Origin of the sequence: Zhongshania aquatica, assembly GCF_027257955.1 — a bacterium.
GTDB classification, from domain to species: domain Bacteria; phylum Pseudomonadota; class Gammaproteobacteria; order Pseudomonadales; family Spongiibacteraceae; genus Spongiibacter; species Spongiibacter aquatica.
The window spans coordinates 1-20,402 of record NZ_JANZNQ010000006.1 but is presented as its reverse complement, the minus strand read 5'-3'; the positions used below and the strand labels follow the sequence as shown (position 1 = coordinate 20,402).

The following is a 20,402-nucleotide window of genomic DNA, read 5'->3' as shown; positions in this document are numbered from 1 at the left end:
TACAAATACTCTGGCGTTCAGGAGTCGTTCAGCCAAGCAATGCGATGATTGCACCGTATTCAACACAAGGAGCATCACCATGAAATTTACAAAAACCTTAATTCTACTCGCCAGTCTCGGTCTCGCCACTAGCGGAGCATACGCGGACCACTACGGCAAAAAACAATTCGATAACCGCTATCAAAGCCACGGTAAAGCCTATAAACACGGCCACAAAAAACACGATAGAAAATACTACAAGGACGACCACGGTCGCCACTACTCAGGACATTACAGCAGCTATTACCATGATCGCCACAATGACCGATACTATGTTCGTCATGAACATAACCGCTACTGCGGTCACTATTACAAACCGGCGTTTAATACGCGAGTGAAGGTTTTTCTTGGTATTTAACTAAAAGGGCAAAATCATAGTGATTTTGCCCTTTTAGCTCACCGAGATTTACTCGCCAAGTGCTAGTTTCATGCTATTAAACCAGTCCTGAAGGATCGAGCAGCTTTCAGGAATTGCGCGTCGAACCCAACCACAAAAGCCAAGAACGACATAGAGGTCGATATCAGCCTGTGACATTGTATCACCCACCAAGAACTGTTTACCGGCAAGCTCTGCATTCATGGCTTCGTGGAATGCGCCAATACGTAAATTACCACGCTCCACAAGTTCGGTGATTTGTGGCATTTTCAAAGGCCCTGGAATGGGACTATCTTTGAACGCGTCCCCTTTATTTCTGAGTACTTCAGCCACAGCAGTGAAACCGTCGAAAAAGATTCTGTGGCAATATCCGATAATCTGCGCGCGCTCTAGACTCGTTTTGCCAAACACCGGTTTATCTGGATATAGCTCGTCTAAGTAAACGCAAATAGCAATAGTTTCTGACAACGTAGTGCCATCGTCGAGAACCAGTGTAGGTAGCGTTAATCTGGGGTTTACTGCGCTAAAAGCCGGTGAAAATTGTTCCTTCGCCATAAGGTCTATTTCTTGGGTGTCTAGCTCAATACCCTTGTACTTCATCAATAATCCCACACGACGAGGATTAGGTGCCGCTGCATAGGTATATAATTTCACCAATTTCTCCTTACTCTTATTAAAATTAACGTCAGCAACATATCGTTCAGCTTTAGTTAAGACAAGTGGCCGTATGCTAGATACTACCAATAGAACCGGAGTATAAGCTATGTTCAAGTACGCAGTTATCCCGCTGATTATCGCCTGTTCCAGTGCGGCATTGGCAGACCATCGCGGCAATAGCTATAGCAGTACACAATTTGCACGGGTCACTAATGTACAGCCTATTTATGAACGCGTTTCTTATAGTAATCCCGTTGAAGAGTGCTGGCAGGAAACCGTGACTCACCAACGTAGCAGTTCCGCACCAATTTTCGGTGCCATTATTGGTGGAGCCCTAGGCAATGAACTAGGCCACCACAAAAGTAACAAACGGGTTGGCACTGTCGTAGGCGCCGTACTCGGTGCAACTGTCGCTGCAGACATTTCCCGTCAGCGCAACACCGGACACTACGAAACCGTAGACCGCTGTGAAGTACAACATCGACAAGAATGGCGAGATGAAGTCGTTGGCTATAATGTAAGCTATCGCTACCAGGGAGAGATTTACCACACTCGCTTGCCTTATAATCCGGGCAGGGAGATTGAAATTGAAGTAAATGTCACGCCCCGTGGCTAAAAATGGTTGTTTGGGAGTTCTATGAAACTTACTTCGCAAATTAGTTTGTCATTACGAATACTGCTGTTGGCTGCAGTGGCTAGCTGTGCCGCACATAGTAATGCAAACCCGCTAGGTAATTTGACCGGTGGAAGAATTAATATGCCCGAGCGCCGCGCTCCTGAGCAGCGATTGGACACGCGAAGCAAATTGAGTGTCAATGAAGCGATTTCTATCGCGGAGCAGCGCTATGGTGGAAGAGCAGTTGGTGCAAAAAAAATCTCTAGCGGTAATGGCAGCGCTTATAGTGTGCGCATACTGCAAGACAACGGCAAAATAAAAAATGTCATTATTAACGATTGAGTGATATCTACCATGCGTATTTTGCTAATCGAAGATGAAAGCCTGTTGCTAGAGCAATTACGTAGCAATTTTGAGCGCGCTGGCTATGCCTGCGACACCGCCGCCGACGGACCAGAAGGGCTTTATCTGGGGCAAGAAAACCCTTACGACTTAGCCATTGTTGACCTTGGACTGCCAGGTATCGACGGCATTCAGGTTATCAAACAGTGGCGCAAAGAAGGTCGAAAGTTTCCCGTATTAATCCTCACTGCCCGCGACCGCTGGCAAGATAAAGTCGAAGGCCTTGAAGCTGGAGCAGACGACTACGTGGCGAAACCTTTTCAAATAGAAGAAGTCATGGCGCGTGCCAATGCTTTAATTAGACGCTCCGCCGGTTTCGCCAGCCCTCAACTGCAATTTGGATGTATCACCATAGACACCGGCGCCAAACGCGCATTAGTTAATAGCAACCCGGTTGATCTGACCGCGTACGAGTACAATGCCCTAGAGTACCTCGCCATGCGCAGTGGACAAGTGGTCTCGAAAACGGATCTTACCGAACACCTTTACGATCAAGATTTCGATCGCGATAGCAACGTTATAGAAGTATTTATTGCCCGCCTTCGCAAAAAAATCGATCCGGAAAACTCACTAAAACCTATCTCGACACTTCGCGGTCGAGGCTACCGTTTTGAGCTTAGTGAAACCCGGCACTGAAATGAGAACGCATAGTTCAACGTCAATCACTAAGCGACTTATTATAGCCAGCCTTAGCATGATGGCGTTGCTTTTAGCTGCGACAGGAATCGCGATCGATCGCGCGCATACAACGAGCTTAATCAGTGCAGAGCAAGACCAACTAAGACTGCAATTTTTTGGTCTACTCGGCGCAATGGAATGGCAAAATGGATCGGTCGATATGGGCGACCGTTTAAAAGAACCGAGATTTTGGCAGTTTAGATCTGGTCTCTACGCACAGGTTCGCCTTCGCAATGGCACACCGCTTTGGCAGTCAGTATCTAGCGAGACAATTCCGCTGCCTATGCCCGAAAATTCGCCCCGCGGCGGCCAAGAATTATTTAGCGAAATCCAAGTTTATAAAGAGCCTTTCTTTGTATTTCAATACCACGCTGTATGGGAGACTGAAGACGATCGCGAAATCCCGCTTATCTTTTCTCTGTATTCAAGCCAGACGTCAGTCATCAACGAGCGCAAAAAATTCCAAAATCAGCTTACGCTTTGGCTAGGCCTTGTACTCTCCATCTCCCTATTAGTCACAGCACTAATTTTATACTGGGGACTCCGCCCATTACGTGACTTAGCTACAGACTTAAAACGCCTTGAAAGTGGTGATACGAGCAAACTCCAACCCGATTATCCTCGTGAATTAAAGGGAATAACGCGAAATTTAAACCAACTTTTAGATAAAGAAAAAAAGCAGCGTGAACGCTACCGAAATACATTGGCCGACCTCGCCCACAGCTTAAAAACACCCCTCGCCATTCTCAAAGGTAGCAACAATAAAGACGCGGCAGTAATTGAACAGATTGATCGCATGGACAATATAATCAACTACCAACTGAAACGGGCAGTAAGTAGCGGCAAACAGAACCTTAGTGGTCGTATTCTGCTATATCCACTATTACAAAGACTGTGCAATACCTTGGAAAAAGTGTACCGCGACAAATCACTACAATTTCAACTATTGCTCGACGAACAACAGGTAGTCGCAATTGATGAACAGGATGCCATGGAGCTCTTCGGTAATTTACTCGATAACGCCAGCAAAGCCTGTAAACATAGAATAGTAATTAGTGGTGAAAATAATAGCAGCACATCTAAGATTTACATCAATGATGACGGCCCCGGGATATCCGAAGAATTCAGGGAGCGCCTCTTAAAGCGAGGAATACGTGGTGATCAATATGGTCAAGGCCAGGGTCTCGGTCTTGCGATAGTTGGAGACATTATCGATAGCTACGAAGGCAGCATCCGCTTTAATGACTCTGATCTAGGCGGTGCATGTGTCGAATTATCACTACCGAAGTAGTGGCGAGATATTTTGCTCGAGTCATGATTAACTAGCTTGTAAACGTTAATGTTCTTAATAGTTTCCACTTGGAACCGAAAACAGGCTGTTGAGTAAGTCTAAAACCTATTTAATATGGAACATACTTTTGGGCAGTTAAAGCAACAAAGCCAGAGGGTACGTCTCCGACTCTTAAAATTAACTAAATAAATCGTAGCTCACTAATAGGAATACACACTCTTAGATTGGAATAATCGCGAGGATATCTTCTGGTAGCGCATCAAAGGATGGAAGGTCTCCAGCAAGAATAGCATCAAGACGAGCCACTGGCATTAAATCCAAACCTGATAACCATCCGCCCAACCGCAGAGTAGGTGTCGCAGGCATACCAGATACCAGGACTACAGCAGATATTGCAAGCTCACTTACATTACGATTTATCATCGAGCTTCCTTCAAGAACGGCTGTTCATTTATTTGACTGTTATATTCTCTGAATCAAACCGATACTCAACACCAGACGACTAGGTTCGCTAACTTTATATACCATTACATAAAGTTAGCTTGATCAGCCCCATAGAAAAAACCACAAAAGGCTACTACTTCTCGCGCCCGCATAGATGCAATTTTAATAAATAAAAAAGCAGCCAATATGGCTGCTTTGATAAGACAAAACAAAAAAATATTCAACCAAATAAAAGTCTTTTAAAAAGTAACGGACAAACGCCAGAAAAAATTAACCTCTAACTCCGATAAAACGTCATCGTCAAGATTATCGTCATAAATTGGAGTCGCCGCTAAAACTTCGGTAACAAAGTGTTTACCCAGTTCCGCTTTCACACTAAAGCCAGCATCTCCTAGTGCGCGAACATCACCAGCTTGCCCAACAGCATCTTCAAACCAAACCTGACCATGTTCCACAAAAAGTACTGGCTTGAACATGAGCCCAAACAAAGGAACGCCATTACTATCCAAAGACAACTTGGTATAGGTACCCGAATCGCCAACTAATACGCCGGGCAAATATGCGTGCAAACCTGCAGCACCGCCCAGAAAAAACTGTTGTTGAAGAGGTAATTGCTGATCGTCCGAAAATTGACTAATGATATTTATGTTAAAAGTAGCCCAATTCCCCACCGCGGATTTTAAACCTAGACGCGGCTTAAATAACAGAAATTCACTCGTTCTCCGGCCCGTTGCCACCACACCCTCGCGAGTGTCAGTGCCTAACGTACCAGCATCAGAGGCTAGCCCCGCCTCTACAAAACCTTGTGCAGTAATTTGAGTACCGGCACCAAACAACCGTAGGAGCTTATTGTATTTCAACCCTAGCTCGAGGCTTGTCTGTGGCTCATCTAAAGCCGTACCAAAGTCTTTAACATCAATAACACTATCTACTTTTTCTAAGCGTTCAGACACGGTGAAGCGATGCAACGAATCGCTACTCACTACTTGCTCACCGGTAATCGCAATACTACTGGTCTCTGAATATAAATTCAGCAGGGTTTCATTTGTCGCGCCACCGCCCAAATCTATCCCAAGTAAATTGCTAGCTAATCCGCACACCAGAGGAATAGAACACGCGGCGGCAGTAGCCGGACTCCCCCCCGCAGCGACCCCCAATGCTTCTCTTTCGTACTCTGTATAGCGCGCTTCTATACCATACAATCCAAAGCTACTCGGATAATTCATCCGAAAACTATACCCATTGTAGTACTTACCGCCATTCACTTCGCCAAGTGCTGTTAGCGCTCGGTCGTAGGATAACGATGCTTCTATACCTGAGCTAAAATCATGCTTTATAGTAGCATTGGCAAAATACCGGCCAAGAAAACGGTTGCCGAAATTATTAGTACTTAGGCTCAGATCGGTGCCATCGTGGTCGTCCTTTTCTGACTCGGTAAGCACAATAGTGTAGGCCGTAGGGTCATCTGAAAGTTGGTAACTAACAGCATAATTTAAGCCGGCTCGTTCACTTTTGAGATCGGCCAAGACTCTCTGTGTTTCAAATTCGGTACGGCTTAAATCCTCATCGCCAATCAATTTTGAAAAATAAGGATATAGGCTATCTGGGGCTTTAATTTCCGACAAATGACCATTGATGACATGCGCAAAAATAGTCTTATCACGGTGTGCGAAATATACCGTAACTAAAAGATGCCCGAGCTGGTAATACGCTTGATTCAGTGCGTTTACAGCCTGAGCGGGAGTTTTAACTCGGCTCATAACAAGATCAATTTGTTCACGGCTTAAATAACGATTACCAGAAATTCGCAGATCATAGCCACCAACTTTTACTTCAATAACCGAGTCAGATTGTACCGCTGCGTACTGCTCAATTCGATCAGCAGTCGACGCCTGCGGGGGAATAATGGGGGGTAGATCAATTGCCATATTTACTCCAAAAATTCTATTATCGTCGCCCGAAGGTCAAGGCTGATGGTATTCGCCGAGCACACGTACTTCCACTCGCCGATTTTGGCTGCGAGCGTCACTCAACGCTCGTCCAGATAAGCCCTCAATTGAGGCCGCCGCTTGAGTTTCACCGTATCCCTTTATGACTAATTGTTTTTCAGGGACACCCGCAGCGACAAGATAGTCCTTAACTGCAAGCGCGCGTTTCTCAGACAAATATTGATTCGCACTATCGCTACCAACATCGTCGGTATGACCACCTACTTCAATCATTGTATCTGGCATAAACGTGATCATTTGGACCACTCTTTGAAGCGTCTTAGTAGATGACGCAGTAATCTCTGCGGTGCCTACAGCAAAAGATACACCTTGCAATGCGAGGGGTTTAGTACGATCAAAATGACAACCAGTCGGCAGTACCATCGCACCCAGAGGCGAGCTTAGACATTGATCCACGCTATCACAGACGCTATCGCGATCTTTATCTTCGCAGGCATCAGCCTTTCCGCTAGAAATCTGACTTAGTTGATTTGATTCAGACTGAGATTTGTTATCCTTACTATCATCAAACTCAGCGGTCCCCTGCGACCCCTCACCATCAGAGCCAGGCAACGAGAGAGTCAACACGGTTGGGTTTATATCACCCATCGCCGTATCTTGAAGAAATTCTAGCACCGCGCCCTGCGAACCATCGACGAGGCCACTTAAACCACTTAAGTCGTCCGCCCCGCTTCCACCGCCAGCGATTGGTGCGCCTAACAAGAGAATATCTTGTCCGCTAACACTAACGCCCAGCAGTGAATCAGATCCTAAAAGATCAACACCAAGCAATTCGTTCATACCCCCAGAATCGCTTGCAAGCAGATTGACGTCTGCTAGCACATCGGTAACGGGAGCTATTATCGATGTGCCGAGTATCTCAACATTAACTATTTGGGCACGCGCGGCGGGCGCCATGGCAAAAACTATGAACGACAGGATACAACTTACGAACCGCGCCAATGGAATCAAACTAATTACTCATACAGCCTTGTAGCTCATAGTATAGACCGTAACAAAATACATTCGTTAGATCGTAATGGATCAATAACATCAAAACCCGCATCAAACCCTTTAATTTACAAGGAGTTTCTACAAATTTCCAAGCTTAGTGTGGCATAAGCTCTAAAGCATTACCAAAACCAAGACGCTAATAGCAAAAAGCCAGCCGTAATTTGGCTGGCTAAAAGGATTTTACACAACAATCAGAGACAACAAACTAGAATATACCGGCAATATGCCTATTTAGCCGCTAAATCACGACTAGTTGGCCTTATTTAAACAAGCGATATCATTTGCCGATGAACCACAATCATTTTCAAGACCGAAATTGCTCCTGAACCGCGTCGAAATCCCAGTAGGCTTTTAGCGACGTTATTTTACCCGCCGAATTTGCAGCATAAACAACGACCATATCTACCTGCATCGTGATATCTCCGGGCAGTGTATTGACCATTTTCACTACATTCGCGCACTCATCCCCGGCAGGATGCGAAGATACAATAGTAAATTCAATATTTCCGGTGGCGATAACCAAATCCCAAAAGTTGGAGATAGCGGCCTTACCAAGATGGCCTTTACCACTAGGGTCTAAAGGGGATTTGCCAACGGGATCTTGAACACAGGCATCATCAGCAAAGAGTGCCAACCAGGCGTCTTTATTCCCCTGTTCAACAAACTGTCCAGACAAACGACTCGCGGCCAGTGCCAATTGTGCATAACTCATAATTTTACCTTTTTGCTCTTATAGCAAAAATGCCAGTAATAACTTAGAGCTTAATACTGGCGCTCGCTATTTTTAGTTTAGGTGCGGAATACCCCAAAGCACCTAGTATCTGACAAAATAAGCATCAGAAACGCAAGGTAACATCAACGCCATAACTTTTAGGCTCACCAAAATAGGCACTGCGATATGCGCCTAAGCTAATAGAATGAACTTTGTACTCCTCGCTATCGAGATTACGGCCCCAGGCCGCCACTTCTAAACTCGCCTCTCCTACCCCAATCTCAGTAATAGCTAAACGTGCATTTACTACTCCGTTATCGTCTAAAAAGAAGCCCTGAAGATCATCATTGAATGCCGTGCCATATCGCTCATCGCGCCAGCTATAATCAAGTGAGGCTTGCAAAACGCCGACGCTAATCGGGGTCTCATAATCTAAACCAACGGTAAATGACTGCTCAGGCGCATAGGGCATCACCGCTCTGTCCGACACGTCTTGACCAAAAGTAGCTTGCCCAGGCCGCTGATCAATAAACTCAATAAAATCGGCGTCTGTGTAACCATAAGATGCTTGCAGAGTTAAGCCCTCGATCAACACCGCCATCAAGTCAAATTCAAAACCGTCAATCTCGGCCTCGCCAACGTTAAACACGTCCGTCAAAAATATCGTGGCATTATTGGTGATTTGCTGCAGCTGCATATCCGTGTATTCAGCATGGAAGGCAGCCGCGTTGAAGCTTATCCGACGATCAAGCCATGTTGATTTCAGTCCAATCTCGTAGGACATAATATTTTCTTCATCGAAAGGTGGCTGAAAGCCGGCTTCGGTACTGCGCACATTAAATCCGCCCGACTTATAGGCGCTAACGACTTTGCCGTAGGTGCTAAGCGTGTCCGTCCACGCAAAATCCATAGTTAAACTTGGGTTAAAATGGCTCCAGCTTTCGCTAGCTGCCTGCGGACCGTTAACAAAGGTAATACTTGTTTTGTTCGCCTTGCGATCATCCGTCGTATAGCGGCCACCCAAGGTGATATCTAGACGATGATCAAAGGACTCAGGTGACCACGTTACCTGTCCATAAATTGCCTGCGCTTCACTCTCCGAAATTATCTGCCTATTCTCCAAGGGAAAACCGCCAAAGGTATCGGTTTCAATCTCATTATCCTCTTCCGAGAAATAATAAAGGCCCATCACATAATTGATATCTGAACCATAGTTACCAACGAGCTGAAACTCTTGCGAGATTTGCTCTTGATCGACACCACCGTTGACACGAAAGCCCGGCGCACCGGCAGCGTAGTCTTGGACGATCGACTCATTGAGCTCTCGATAAGCCGTAATCGACTTAAATACGCCAACCGACGTGTCCATTGTAACGATCAAACTGTGCCCACTAATTTCTGTTTCGCTTGGCTCAACGCCGCCAAACCATTGACCACTGCTATAACGACCACTTTTAGCAGGAGCGGCAGGATTTGGGGACGTCCCAGAAATAGGCTGATAAAACTGTTGCGGCCCGTCTATATCAGAAAAATCGTAGGCATAATCGACAGACATCGTGTCACTGACATCCCAGCGCAGCGCGAAACGACCAGCTGATTTATCCTCTGCCCCAAAGTTTCTACCCGACCCAGTATTATCTACCCAGCCGTCGTGTGCTGAGCGCATAAAGGTAAGTTTTGCGGCGACATCACCGACCTTGCCTGACTCTATCTTCGTGAGAGATTTCCAATAGCTGCGGTTGCCGCGGCTAAGTGTTTGGGAAAGACCAGCCTCGTCAGAAGGCTTAGCCGTAATCAAATTAATTGCGCCACCAGTGGTATTGCGGCCATACAAAGTTCCCTGAGGCCCTCGCAACACTTCTATACGCTCTAAATCGGCGACATCACTAGTAAGGCCAATACTGCGGGCCATGTATATGCCATCTAGGTAGACACCCACCGCCGGGTCTTGGGTTGACTGGCTGTCGTTGTTACCCACACCTCGCATAAAGACAATGAGAGAACTACGGCTAACGGGAAAAGGGGTAATTTCAACATTAGGTGCTAAACCACTAATGTCACCTAAGTCGGTCACCCCAAACCGGCTTAGCTTTTCTGCAGAAAATGCCAATATTGAAATGGGGGTGTTCTGCAAGGACTCTTCCCGCTTTTCAGCAGTCACCAACACCTCCTCTAAACTCAGTGCCTTGCCCGATAGCGCCTCAGCGTTGATAGTTGGTGCCAGACATGATCCCACAATAGCCATAGCTAATGCGGATTGACGTAGATTGGTCATTTTTGTCTCCCGTGTCATACTGACGCAATTATTGTTATTTTCAGTCTTTTAAAAGACGTTGTAATTATAGAAAGGCCTATTCAATGCCTCAAATTCGCTGCCGATAATCGCAGTCTAGGTTATGTGGGGAACATCCTCCATTCGACGTAGGTCATAAAAGCGAAGGTGTGTTTGTCTACTTACACTATTTAACAATGAGCTGAACCCGCAACACAGGACATCAACTATTCACATGAGTGACTTCGCTCCAGTAGGGTTTTTACAAAATCCCCACGCGCAATCTATTCTTGCATCTACCAGCTTACGGCGTCTGCGTATTTATCCTCGCGCACGTGCGATGCTAAACGCCAGCAAAACGGTGATACTAGACTGTGGCGACGGCCATCAGCTACTTGGCGAATACTCAGCTCAGCCAAAGCGAAGTAAGGGGCTTGTCACGCTAATACATGGATGGGAAGGTAATGCCCGGTCAAGTTATATGCTCTCAGCCGGCGGCGCTTTATATAATGCAGGCTATGATATTTTTAGACTAAATCTGCGAGACCATGGTGCCAGTCACCACCTCAACAAAGAGCTATTCAACTCAGCTCGTCTGTCAGAAGTAATTGGTGCAATACAAAACATTCATAAAACCTATCCCCACGAATGGCATTTTCTAGCAGGGTTTTCACTTGGGGGGAACTTTTCACTACGGATTGCCGCTAAGGCACAGGAAATGGGCCTAAATATTAAGCAAACCGTGGCAATATGCCCCGTCGTCGATCCTGAAAAAACCATGGTAGCGTTAGAAACTGGCTGGTGGGTGTACGAGAAATACTTTGTTCGGAAGTGGCAAAAATCCCTGCAGAAAAAAATTCGCCTTTACCCTGAACTAGGCTATAAAAACAATCTGTTGAAGCTTAAAACTCTGCGGGATATGAATCACTATTTCATACCCAACCATACTGAGTTTGCCAGTCCCGAAGACTATTTCAAGGCCTACAGCATTGCGGGTGAGGTACTGAATACGCTCTCGTCTCCAGCCCACATCATCGCCAGCCAAGATGACCCAATCATCTTGATTGAAGACTTTGCACGCCTGGCCACCAACGAACATCTGCATATTGAAACCAAGCAATATGGAGGACACTGTGGCTTCGTCAAAAATTATCAGTTAGAAAGTTGGTTAGACGAACGTGTGCTTGAAATAATTAATTTAAGCCGCTTCCCTAGCGGCCATCCCTCAGCAAGCACAGTCACACAATAACCCCCTAGCGGCACAAGCAATCCGCCGCTGAACATTGTTTGCCCCGTATTAGTCACGTTCAGCGATTTGCTTTGCCATGGCGAGCAAGCGCACAGCCTCTTCAACGTGAAGAGATTCAACTAAGCGTCCATCAACCAACACAACACCCTTACCCTCTGCCTCGGCAACTTCCCATGCTAGACGAATTTTTTCTGCCCTAGCCAAGGTTTCATCTGAGGGCGAGAACACCTGATTTGTCACATCAATTTGCTTGGGATGAATGAGTGTTTTACCGTCAAAACCGAGCTCCACACCTTGCTCACACGCACGCAGCAAGCCTTGTTCATCATCTAAATCTAAGTGAACACCATCAAATACATCAATACCATGGGCGCGCGCGGCTAACACGCACATGCCTAATGAGGTCAACATACCTAAACGTTGGGGCGTATGCGGAACGCGAAGATCCTTAGCTAAATCAGAGGTGCCCAACACGATGCCGTCCATCCGCGGATGCGCACCGGCTATCTCAGCCACCGCCAATATGCCACGGGGTGTTTCTGCCATAGCCCATAATTTTAAGCTAGGATCGGCGCCCGCTTGCTGAAGTACCTGAACAACCGCATGTATTTCCGCTGCCGACTCAACCTTTGGCAAACATAAGGCCGAAATGGGTGCACGGGCAAAGGCCTCAATATCGTGACGCCCCCACTCGGTGTCAAAGGCATTTACACGAACGACAAGCTCGCGACGGCCATAGCCACCCTCCTTCACCGCCGCCAACACTTGCTCACGCGCATGCACTTTCTGCGCAGGTGCAACAGCGTCTTCCAAATCTAAGATCAATACATCGGCATCAAGACTGCGCGCTTTTTCCAAAGCTCTGGCATTGGAGCCAGGCATATACAGAACTGAACGGCGAGGATTGTTGGCCATCGGATACGTCTCCAAAACAAAGCCCGAAGTTTATCACAGCAAGCTCAAGCAAAGAGATACACAGACTTAGCACGCCGCTGCTTTTCATGTTTTAATTGCGAATCATTATCAATAACGAGTAGAATATCGGCCCTCGGCTTTGTGCCCGCAATGCTGTAGTTCTGCGGAGATTTTCCATGACAATTCTGTTACGTCAACTATTACTTATTATTGGCTTATCTACTCTCACATTAAACGCACTCGCTGCGCCTAACATGCCGAGTCCCATGGAGAAACGCGCGGTTGCCGTGCACTACACAGACATCGCTTACGCCATTTACAGTGACGCAGAAAAAAGCGCTGAGGCGCTACAAGGCAAGGTTGACGCCTTTTTAAAAGCGCCTGATCAAAAGGGACTTGTCGAAGCACAAACGGCATGGAAATTAGCACGTAAAGCCTATCTACAAAGCGAAGCGTTTCGGTTTGGCAACCCCATCGTAGACGACTGGGAGGGACAACTAAACAACTGGCCGCTTGATGAAGGCATCATTGACTATGTCGACGATGATTACTTTTATGCGCTAGGCAATATAGGCGGCGATCTAAATATTATTGCCAATACGACGCTAAATTTAGGCAGCGATACCGTTGATGCCTCACAAATAAATAAAGAATTACTGCGCAACCTTCATGAGCTTGGCGGATCTGCGGCCAATGTCACCACAGGCTACCACGCCATTGAGTTTTTGCTTTGGGGCCAGGATTTAAATGGGCATGGGCCCGGAGCCGGTGAGCGCCCCTATACCGACTACCTCCAATCGGAGCAATGCAGTCACGGCAATTGCGATCGTCGCGCAGACTATCTACGCGCAGCAACTGCCGTATTGCTCGAAGACCTGCAATACATGAGTCAGCAGTGGGCGCCGGGAGTTGACAATAACTACCGCGCCCAATTGCTGGCAATGGACAACGACACCATCATTGCGCGGATGTTTTACGGCCTCGGCTCCCTGTCGTTAGGTGAGCTCGGTGGTGAACGAATTAAAGTAGCGCTTGAAGCAAACTCAACCGAAGATGAGCACGACTGCTTCAGTGACAACACACACTGGTCGCACTACTACGACGGATTGGGAATCCAAAATATTTACCTTGGTCAGTACCAACGACTCGACGGAACCCTGTTAACGGGGCCGTCGTTAAGTAAACTTGTTGCTAGCGTCAATACCGATGTAGACAAAAACACGCGGCAAGCACTAGACAAAACGATGACAGCGCTGACGGTATTAGTCAATGCCGCAGAAGCCAAAGACAAGCCAATGAAATTTGACATGATGATAGCCGAGGGAAATAAGCGCGGCGAAGAAATACTCGGAAATATTCTCAACGCGCTAGTCGATCAAACACGCGGCATTGAACAATCCGCAGCAGCCATTAATATTGACCCAACGGCCACTGGACTATAATTGCTATTCTTAGGTAACGTGGGTCAAAGCAAGCGACGGCAATATGCTATTGCCGTGCTGCTCGTGACCTCCGTATTCACTAGCGGCTGTTCTACCGAATACATCAACACACCTCAGATCAATAACGAACAGCAAATTGGCAACGCAAATCCGCCCCCACTTAGCAATAAGTCCGGCGGCAGTTTTACCATCGCAAACCGAGGTCGCCAAGCCTTACAACGTCCGCAACCAAACCTATCTGGCGAGCAACAGCTTGAGTGGGCCGTGGGTAAAAGTTTCGCAAGCCAAGCGTGGGTAACAGCCCCCGCCACGACGACCTCGCGAGATGGCCTAGGCCCCCTATTTAACGCAAATAGCTGTATCGGATGCCACGTCCGTAATGGCCAAGGCCAAATGCCAGAAAAAGGACTGGGGCTTATTTTAAGGCTAAGCGACAACAGCGCATTGTCTTCTGGGTATGGAGAACAACTACAGGACATGGCAACCCCGGGCAACAACCCAGAAGGTACCATTAACTGGTCATCGTCCAATACCAACATCAATCTGGCTAATGGCCATCGGTACGACGTAAATCAGCGTCGATATAAGATTACCACTAACAACTCAGACAATGAGCGCTCTACTAAGGATCATTCTGACGTTCACGTTTCAGCGCGACTCGCGCCCGCGCTAATCGGCATGGGATTGCTCGACAATATTAGCGAGAAAGACATTCTCACCAATAGCGATCCTGATGATATTGACGGCGATGGGATTTCCGGCCGCGCAAATTTTCGCGAAACCGCCCCCTCCACACGTCATCTGGGTCGCTTCGGTTGGAAGGCAAGTCAAACGAGCTTATACGAGCAGGTTGCTTTGGCATTTTCCCAAGACATGGGTATTACCTCCTCCATCCATCCTTTTGAAGTCTGCACGAATTGCAATGCCAACGCCGGAAATAATGTAGAACAGGAAATAAGCGATAAACTACTACTTGCTGTGACAAATTACATAGCCAACTTGGCAGTGCCTGAAGCGAACCATGACGCACTAAGTCAGCAAGGGCTGGCAGTATTCAATCAACTAGGCTGCGCCGCCTGCCACACCCCGGCATTTACAATACACCTGGCAAAAACCTCTATTAATAACGTAAATGTGATAAAACCATCCGCGCTAGTGCACTCAACACCAGAAACCATTTACCCCTATAGTGATCTACTGCTTCACGATATGGGCAACGCACTTGCTGATGCTCGTTCTAGTGATCATACGCCAGCCAATGAATGGCGAACCGCTCCGCTTTGGGGACTTGGAATACGCAGCGAAAACCCTGACACTACGAGACTACTTCACGATGGCAGGGCAAGAACAATCACCGAGGCGATACTATGGCATGGCGGCGAAGCCAATGCGAGCAAAGCAAGCTTTAGCCAACTTTCTGAACCTGAGCTATCCGTGCTCCTACATTTTTTAAAGGCACTGTAATGATTTCTACAGCAATGAAACCCATGCTTAGCGCGCGCACCTTCCGCGCAATAATAATCGCGACGAGCCTGTCGACATTAGCCGCATGTAGCCCGCCACCAAGTAGTAAAGTACTAATAGAAACCGGCAATAAAAGTATTATAAGCAGTTACCAAGCCTTCAGCCTTGCAAGCCAAAAACTCAATAAGGCGGCCACCAGCTACTGCAAGGCAGCAGAAGATAACCAGAAATTCGAGACGGTGCGGTCAACTTGGAGAGAAGCTGTATTGGGCTGGTCTACTGTGCAAAATATTCAGTTCGGTCCCTTGATGGTCGACAATCAAGCGTGGAAAATTCAGTTTTGGCCAGATAAGAAAAACCTGATTGCTCGCAAAGTTGAAGCCCTGCTCAAAGAGAGCGATGTAATAACACCTCAGCGGGTAGACGACGCCAGCGTAGTTGTCCAAGGACTATCATCCCTTGAGTATCTCCTGTTCGACGCCAAAGCCGGTACGCTAGAGCGTTACACCGGAGAAAAGGGGCAGCGTCGCTGCGAACTGCTTGTTGCAGTCAGTGACCACCTGAATAATGTCAGCAGTGGTCTATACAATAGCTGGCGCGCAGACGGTGGAAACTATATTTCTACGTTTAGTAAAACCGGCGAGAAAAACACTGAATTCCCCGATGACAACATCGCTATTGGCTACCTCCTAGACACCTTGGTATCAGGCGTTGAGTTGATCAAACGAGATAAGCTAGAGCGGCCCTTGGACATTACTACCGGCGGGAATGGCGAAGAAAACCACCCACTGCAAACGCAGGTCTACCAGCTGGAGTGGTGGCGCAGTCAGTATTCGAAACAAGCGATAATCACCAACTTACACGCACTGAAAAATATTTTTAACGCCAATGAGGCCTACGGGCTTGATGACTATTTGCGCGATGTAAAACAACAGAGTGCGCTAAGCGATAAAATAAACGACGGATTCAAACGCTGCATTGCAGCCGCATCAGCTATCGAAGGCAGCCTATTCAGCATTGCGAATAAGCCCGAGCATCGTCAACCAATACTCGCTTTTGACAGTGAACTGGCAAATTTACTCGCAGTATTAAGAAACGACTTACCGACAGCCCTAGGTGTCAGCCTAGGTTTTAATTCCAAGGATGGCGACTAAGTAAACGCAAAACAAATTGTGGTATGGGTATGCAACGACGTCATTTTTTGCTCGGCAGTAGCGCGATTCTTTTTGCACCACGACTCTTGCTTGCTGCACCGAGCGGGCTGGGAGATAACAGCAATAAGCGAGGCTTTAGCCCCGTACTGAGCGCCGCTAGCAACGCCAATGGTCATCGCATCGGCGTGTGGCGAAATGATGGCTGGCAATATTCCCAGCCCATCAACCATCGTGGTCACGACAGTGCTTACCATCGCCGGCGCCAAGAGCTAATATTTTTTTCAAGACGGCCTGGCCGTGAATTATATATCGTCGACGCCACTACGGGTTCAGCATTGCTGACCATCCAAAGCGAGGAAGGCTATCATTATTACGGTCATGGCTGTCTAAGCAAGGATGGCCATTATCTGTACACCACTGAAAACCATATCGACAACGACGGCGCCGGAAGTATCGGAATTTATGATTGCGAAAACAATTACCGCTGCGTCGGCCACATCGACTGCGAAGGGATAGGCCCCCACGAGTTAGCCTTGATGCCAGACGCTAAAACCATCGTCATCGCAATCGGTGGGATTAAGACCCTGCCAGCCACTGGCCGACAAACATTAAACCCCGAAACCTTAGCGCCAGCACTGCACTACCTCGATATAGAGTCACGTAAAATTGTAGAAAAAGTCGCGGCACCGCACTATCAACTTAGCCTGCGGCATTTAGATATCAGCCCAGACGGCAGTGTCTTAGTGGGCGCCCAATTTCAAGGCCAGTTGCCATCAGACAAACCACTGGTGTTTTACCATCGTCGCGGCCAAACTCTACAGACCTTGGATACTGGCGAATTACCCCTACATTTTAAGCGCGACTATATCGCCAGCGTGAGCATTGACGATCGCGGCAAATGGGGAGTCACTAGCTGCCCACGGGATAACCTTGTCTGCCTATGGGATCTGCAATCCCTGTCACTTTCTCAGGTCTGGAATCTCCGCGACTGCGCTGGTGCCATCTACGACCAAGCCTACGAACAGTTTATTCTAAGTAACGGTGACGGCCAGCTTCTCGCTCTGGTGCCAGGAAACAAAACACTCAAACCGCTCGCCTATAGCGCTGGCACCCACTGGGACAATCATCTGACCCTGTGCGTTTAAGTAAACCCAATACGCACGAATGGAGACAATATGAAACGCAGAACCGTAATCAAGTCAGGAGCCATTGGACTTGTCAGTGCCAGTTTGCCTAAGATTACTTTGGCAATGGGCTCGGCCAAAAAAGCACGCGATGCGGAGTACGATTACATACTAACCGCTGAACCCGCAAAAGCCCGCATCGCCTCTGGTGGCGACAGTGATATTCTAGGGTTCAACGGTCAATTTCCAGCCCCGATCATCCGCGCCAAACAAGGCAAATCACTGCGCATCATGTTCATCAATAAGATGGATGAACCTACAACAGTGCACTGGCATGGCATTCGAATTGAAAACAGCATGGACGGCGTCCCCTTTCTGACCCAAGCGCCGGTAGCCGCAGGCGGCAGTTTCTTGTATGAATTCACCTGCCCCGATGCCGGTACATTTTGGTACCACCCTCACATGAATAGTGTTGAGCAACTCGGTAAAGGTCTGGTCGGTGCGCTGATTGTTGAGGAGGAAGAGCCTCAGGACTATCACGACGTCATCGTGGGTTTAAAAGATTGGCGACTCAAAAAAGACGGCAGCTACTTGCAACTTTCAATACCTAGAGAGGCCTTTCGAGATGGCACATTAGGCACTATCGCAACAGTAAACGGTGAGCAAAAACCTACGATAGAAGTGCCCGCTGGCGAGCGGCTGCGTTTACGTTTTCTGAATATGGATAGCACCCGGGTGTTCAACTTAAGTTTAAGAAATCCCGATGCACAAATTATTGCTATCGACGGCAGCCCCATCGTAAACCCGATCCCTCTTGATGTTCACCCCACGGGAGCGGGAATGCGCCTTGATGTCGGCATAATTAGCCCAAAGGAAATCGGTATTGAGATTCCCATATTCGATATGAAAGGCCGCTTTGGCGTGGAAATCTGCCGACTAAAAACCGCGGCGTCCACCTCAAAAAGAAGTCCAAAAATCGGCATTCCTGCCCTGCCAGAAAACCCAATCCCGGCACCGCAATTAAACGGTGCAGAATCGCTCAGCTTTGTCTTTGAATGGGCCGGAGCATTATCCCCGAGTGACGCTAAGGGAGGAGTAGACCACAACTTTTGGTTAATTAACCGGCGCGCGTGGAGCGATCACAGCCACCAAGATTTACCAGAGCCGCTCGCCGAGCTCACCCTAGGAAAAAGCTATATATTTGAACTGCACAATGCGACGCCCCACCACCACCCAATCCACCTACATGGTTTGATATTTACAGTGTTAGAGTCCGACAAAAAAGACATCACTCCCTTTCATACCGACACCATTCTGCTAGAAAAAAACGAGAGGGCCAAAATCGCCTTTGTTGCGGATAATCCAGGCAAGTGGATGTTTCATTGCCATGTAATTGAGCACATGAAAACCGGTCTAATGGGCTACATTACCATTGTTTGAATAGATTCCCGCCCGGCACACGATCTAACGCTCAAAATAAGCCCCACCAAGGCTTTGCACTTATTCCGATACGAGTTACTATAAAAACTACTCGCAGGGAAGTAGAGGCCTCACAAAAGTCGCAATGACCATTCTAAAAAGAGCACTACTAACAATTGTGGGTAACGTGGTAGTTATTTTCGTTCTCGCCCTGCTCGCCCGCAATTACATTCTCAATCCAGACCTACTAAAAATTGAGCACGCAGCGGATCAGAAAGATATTCAGCGCTTCGAGCAGGCATTAGATCGCTACCGCTTAGTGTTAGAGGGTCGCATAAAACGTATTTACGAAGCGGCAGGCCTATTAGAATCGCTAGATGACACCATCAACTGGCAACCCCTGATTCAACATTTAGCTAAGATTGGCGGCTACGAAGACTTAGACTATTTTATTCTCTCAGACGAAAGTGGCGCTAACGCAGTATTACAAGCAGGCGAGTTTGTCGACCGCAATGGGTCGCCACCACCACAACAGGCGCTAGACGAAATTCTCGCCCACATACTCCCAAAATTAGATTCTTCAAATCGCAGCGCTATTTCTGGCCTATTTAGGTCTGCATCAGATGGGCCTATTGTATATGCGGCCGGACGCGCGCACTGGCACAGTAAAAAACTACCGTCGATTTACATTGCAGTTCGTCGCCTAAACGACACAATGATCCCCGATTTCACCGCACAACTCGGCCTAGATGCTGAAATCATTTCCCCGACAATATTAAATGAAGAGTTAGACAAATACGATATAGCGCTGGGTCAACGTAGCACAATCGATACCCTTTACAGCGAAGTAGAAGGTGACGACAAACAGCCCATTATGTCCCTTCGCTTTCACACTGCACCACGCGCCTTCGATGACGAAACCTTCAGCCCAACGCTAACCGTAGCCATGTTTGCCGTAGCCGCGTCATGGAGCATCGTGTTCATCTATCTTTACTATAATATGATTATGCCAGTTCGCCGTAACCGTCCGGCGAACTCACCTTTCCATTCGATTTTAAGCTAGTAGCCTTGGTGTCCACCTCATTTTAAGTGGACACCTATTATGAATACTCAAGGATTACTTCCCTCTCCAAGCACGCCACCGCG

19 protein-coding genes are annotated in these 20,402 nt (G+C 47.5%); 12 read left to right on the top strand and 7 right to left on the bottom strand.

The annotated features are described in order from the left end of the window. Positions 1 to 79 precede the first annotated feature (79 nt). On the top strand, positions 80 to 397 hold the full coding sequence (locus O9X78_RS07600) for a hypothetical protein (RefSeq protein ID WP_269619035.1): 318 nt from the start codon (positions 80 to 82) through the stop codon (positions 395 to 397). A 48-nt stretch (positions 398 to 445) separates the two neighbouring features. Here the strand turns inward: O9X78_RS07600 and O9X78_RS07595 are convergent, their stop codons facing one another. Next, the gene (locus O9X78_RS07595) at positions 446 to 1,069 is read right to left on the bottom strand and encodes a glutathione S-transferase family protein (protein WP_269619034.1); all 624 of its coding nucleotides are present in this window, start codon (positions 1,067 to 1,069) and stop codon (positions 446 to 448) included. A gap of 109 nt (positions 1,070 to 1,178) precedes the next feature. On the opposite strand from O9X78_RS07595, the gene O9X78_RS07590 reads away from it, so the two are divergent. From O9X78_RS07590 to O9X78_RS07575, 4 genes are read left to right on the top strand one after another with little or no spacing between them, the layout of a single operon-like run. Continuing rightward, the gene (locus tag O9X78_RS07590) at positions 1,179 to 1,688 is read left to right on the top strand and encodes a glycine zipper 2TM domain-containing protein (RefSeq protein ID WP_269619033.1); all 510 of its coding nucleotides are present in this window, start codon (positions 1,179 to 1,181) and stop codon (positions 1,686 to 1,688) included. A 21-nt stretch (positions 1,689 to 1,709) separates the two neighbouring features. Next, positions 1,710 to 2,030, top strand: a complete 321-nt coding sequence (locus tag O9X78_RS07585) for a PepSY domain-containing protein (protein ID WP_269619032.1) — start codon at positions 1,710 to 1,712, stop codon at positions 2,028 to 2,030. A 12-nt stretch (positions 2,031 to 2,042) separates the two neighbouring features. Continuing rightward, complete coding sequence (locus tag O9X78_RS07580) at positions 2,043 to 2,726, top strand: response regulator transcription factor (protein WP_269619031.1); 684 nt, start codon at positions 2,043 to 2,045, stop codon at positions 2,724 to 2,726. A 1-nt stretch (position 2,727) separates the two neighbouring features. Next, positions 2,728 to 4,059 (top strand): ATP-binding protein, encoded by a 1,332-nt coding sequence (locus tag O9X78_RS07575; protein ID WP_269619030.1) that lies wholly within the window; start codon positions 2,728 to 2,730, stop codon positions 4,057 to 4,059. Positions 4,060 to 4,278: 219 nt separating this feature from the next. Here O9X78_RS07575 and O9X78_RS07570 read toward each other — a convergent pair whose 3' ends face one another. From O9X78_RS07570 to O9X78_RS07550, 5 genes are all read right to left on the bottom strand, one after another. Further along, entirely contained in the window at positions 4,279 to 4,482 is a 204-nt protein-coding gene (locus O9X78_RS07570) for a hypothetical protein (protein WP_269619029.1), read from the bottom strand. Positions 4,483 to 4,742: 260 nt separating this feature from the next. Further along, entirely contained in the window at positions 4,743 to 6,431 is a 1,689-nt protein-coding gene (locus O9X78_RS07565; protein WP_269619028.1) for a ShlB/FhaC/HecB family hemolysin secretion/activation protein, read from the bottom strand. A 36-nt stretch (positions 6,432 to 6,467) separates the two neighbouring features. Further along, on the bottom strand, positions 6,468 to 7,409 hold the full coding sequence (locus tag O9X78_RS07560) for an OmpA family protein (protein ID WP_269619027.1): 942 nt from the start codon (positions 7,407 to 7,409) through the stop codon (positions 6,468 to 6,470). A 400-nt stretch (positions 7,410 to 7,809) separates the two neighbouring features. After that, positions 7,810 to 8,217, bottom strand: coding sequence for a nuclear transport factor 2 family protein (locus O9X78_RS07555; protein WP_269619026.1), 408 nt, complete (start codon positions 8,215 to 8,217; stop codon positions 7,810 to 7,812). A 124-nt stretch (positions 8,218 to 8,341) separates the two neighbouring features. Next, positions 8,342 to 10,492 carry a TonB-dependent receptor gene (locus tag O9X78_RS07550; protein ID WP_269619025.1) on the bottom strand — a complete coding sequence of 717 codons (2,151 nt, stop codon included), beginning with the start codon at positions 10,490 to 10,492 and terminating at the stop codon, positions 8,342 to 8,344. Positions 10,493 to 10,724: 232 nt separating this feature from the next. Between O9X78_RS07550 and O9X78_RS07545 the strand changes: the two genes are divergently transcribed. Next, the gene (locus O9X78_RS07545; RefSeq protein ID WP_269619024.1) at positions 10,725 to 11,738 is read left to right on the top strand and encodes a YheT family hydrolase; all 1,014 of its coding nucleotides are present in this window, start codon (positions 10,725 to 10,727) and stop codon (positions 11,736 to 11,738) included. Between the two features lie 48 nt (positions 11,739 to 11,786). Here O9X78_RS07545 and O9X78_RS07540 read toward each other — a convergent pair whose 3' ends face one another. Further along, positions 11,787 to 12,653: an HpcH/HpaI aldolase/citrate lyase family protein gene (locus O9X78_RS07540; RefSeq protein ID WP_269619023.1), complete on the bottom strand. Its 867-nt coding sequence runs from the start codon at positions 12,651 to 12,653 to the stop codon at positions 11,787 to 11,789. Positions 12,654 to 12,829: 176 nt separating this feature from the next. Here O9X78_RS07540 and O9X78_RS07535 point away from each other — a divergent pair, with 176 nt between their 5' ends. The 6 genes from O9X78_RS07535 to O9X78_RS07510 all read left to right on the top strand — a co-directional run bounded on the left by O9X78_RS07535 (position 12,830) and on the right by O9X78_RS07510 (position 20,319). Further along, the gene (locus O9X78_RS07535) at positions 12,830 to 14,095 is read left to right on the top strand and encodes an imelysin family protein (protein ID WP_269619022.1); all 1,266 of its coding nucleotides are present in this window, start codon (positions 12,830 to 12,832) and stop codon (positions 14,093 to 14,095) included. Then, positions 14,096 to 15,559 carry a di-heme oxidoredictase family protein gene (locus O9X78_RS07530; RefSeq protein ID WP_269619021.1) on the top strand — a complete coding sequence of 488 codons (1,464 nt, stop codon included), beginning with the start codon at positions 14,096 to 14,098 and terminating at the stop codon, positions 15,557 to 15,559. Beyond that, on the top strand, positions 15,559 to 16,713 hold the full coding sequence (locus O9X78_RS07525) for an imelysin family protein (RefSeq protein WP_269619020.1): 1,155 nt from the start codon (positions 15,559 to 15,561) through the stop codon (positions 16,711 to 16,713). The genes O9X78_RS07530 and O9X78_RS07525 overlap by 1 nt, the downstream gene beginning before the upstream one ends. Positions 16,714 to 16,742: 29 nt before the next feature. After that, a complete protein-coding gene (locus tag O9X78_RS07520) occupies positions 16,743 to 17,858 on the top strand; it encodes a DUF1513 domain-containing protein (protein WP_269619019.1) in 1,116 nt (371 codons plus the stop codon). Between the two features lie 30 nt (positions 17,859 to 17,888). Beyond that, positions 17,889 to 19,277 carry a multicopper oxidase family protein gene (locus O9X78_RS07515; RefSeq protein ID WP_269619018.1) on the top strand — a complete coding sequence of 463 codons (1,389 nt, stop codon included), beginning with the start codon at positions 17,889 to 17,891 and terminating at the stop codon, positions 19,275 to 19,277. Positions 19,278 to 19,401: 124 nt separating this feature from the next. Continuing rightward, the gene (locus O9X78_RS07510) at positions 19,402 to 20,319 is read left to right on the top strand and encodes a hypothetical protein (protein WP_269619017.1); all 918 of its coding nucleotides are present in this window, start codon (positions 19,402 to 19,404) and stop codon (positions 20,317 to 20,319) included. Positions 20,320 to 20,402: the final 83 nt, after the last annotated feature.

Coding starts and splice junctions, on each gene's coding strand:
- O9X78_RS07550 (WP_269619025.1), bottom strand. CDS start 10,492: ATGACCAATCTACGTCAATCCGCATTAGCTATGGCTATTGTGGGATCA.
- O9X78_RS07535 (WP_269619022.1), top strand. CDS start 12,830: ATGACAATTCTGTTACGTCAACTATTACTTATTATTGGCTTATCTACT.
- O9X78_RS07555 (WP_269619026.1), bottom strand. CDS start 8,217: ATGAGTTATGCACAATTGGCACTGGCCGCGAGTCGTTTGTCTGGACAG.
- O9X78_RS07510 (WP_269619017.1), top strand. CDS start 19,402: ATGACCATTCTAAAAAGAGCACTACTAACAATTGTGGGTAACGTGGTA.
- O9X78_RS07525 (WP_269619020.1), top strand. CDS start 15,559: ATGATTTCTACAGCAATGAAACCCATGCTTAGCGCGCGCACCTTCCGC.
- O9X78_RS07565 (WP_269619028.1), bottom strand. CDS start 6,431: ATGGCAATTGATCTACCCCCCATTATTCCCCCGCAGGCGTCGACTGCT.
- O9X78_RS07560 (WP_269619027.1), bottom strand. CDS start 7,409: ATGGCGCCCGCCGCGCGTGCCCAAATAGTTAATGTTGAGATACTCGGC.
- O9X78_RS07590 (WP_269619033.1), top strand. CDS start 1,179: ATGTTCAAGTACGCAGTTATCCCGCTGATTATCGCCTGTTCCAGTGCG.
- O9X78_RS07540 (WP_269619023.1), bottom strand. CDS start 12,653: ATGGCCAACAATCCTCGCCGTTCAGTTCTGTATATGCCTGGCTCCAAT.
- O9X78_RS07515 (WP_269619018.1), top strand. CDS start 17,889: ATGAAACGCAGAACCGTAATCAAGTCAGGAGCCATTGGACTTGTCAGT.
- O9X78_RS07600 (WP_269619035.1), top strand. CDS start 80: ATGAAATTTACAAAAACCTTAATTCTACTCGCCAGTCTCGGTCTCGCC.
- O9X78_RS07580 (WP_269619031.1), top strand. CDS start 2,043: ATGCGTATTTTGCTAATCGAAGATGAAAGCCTGTTGCTAGAGCAATTA.
- O9X78_RS07575 (WP_269619030.1), top strand. CDS start 2,728: ATGAGAACGCATAGTTCAACGTCAATCACTAAGCGACTTATTATAGCC.
- O9X78_RS07520 (WP_269619019.1), top strand. CDS start 16,743: ATGCAACGACGTCATTTTTTGCTCGGCAGTAGCGCGATTCTTTTTGCA.
- O9X78_RS07585 (WP_269619032.1), top strand. CDS start 1,710: ATGAAACTTACTTCGCAAATTAGTTTGTCATTACGAATACTGCTGTTG.
- O9X78_RS07545 (WP_269619024.1), top strand. CDS start 10,725: ATGAGTGACTTCGCTCCAGTAGGGTTTTTACAAAATCCCCACGCGCAA.
- O9X78_RS07570 (WP_269619029.1), bottom strand. CDS start 4,482: ATGATAAATCGTAATGTAAGTGAGCTTGCAATATCTGCTGTAGTCCTG.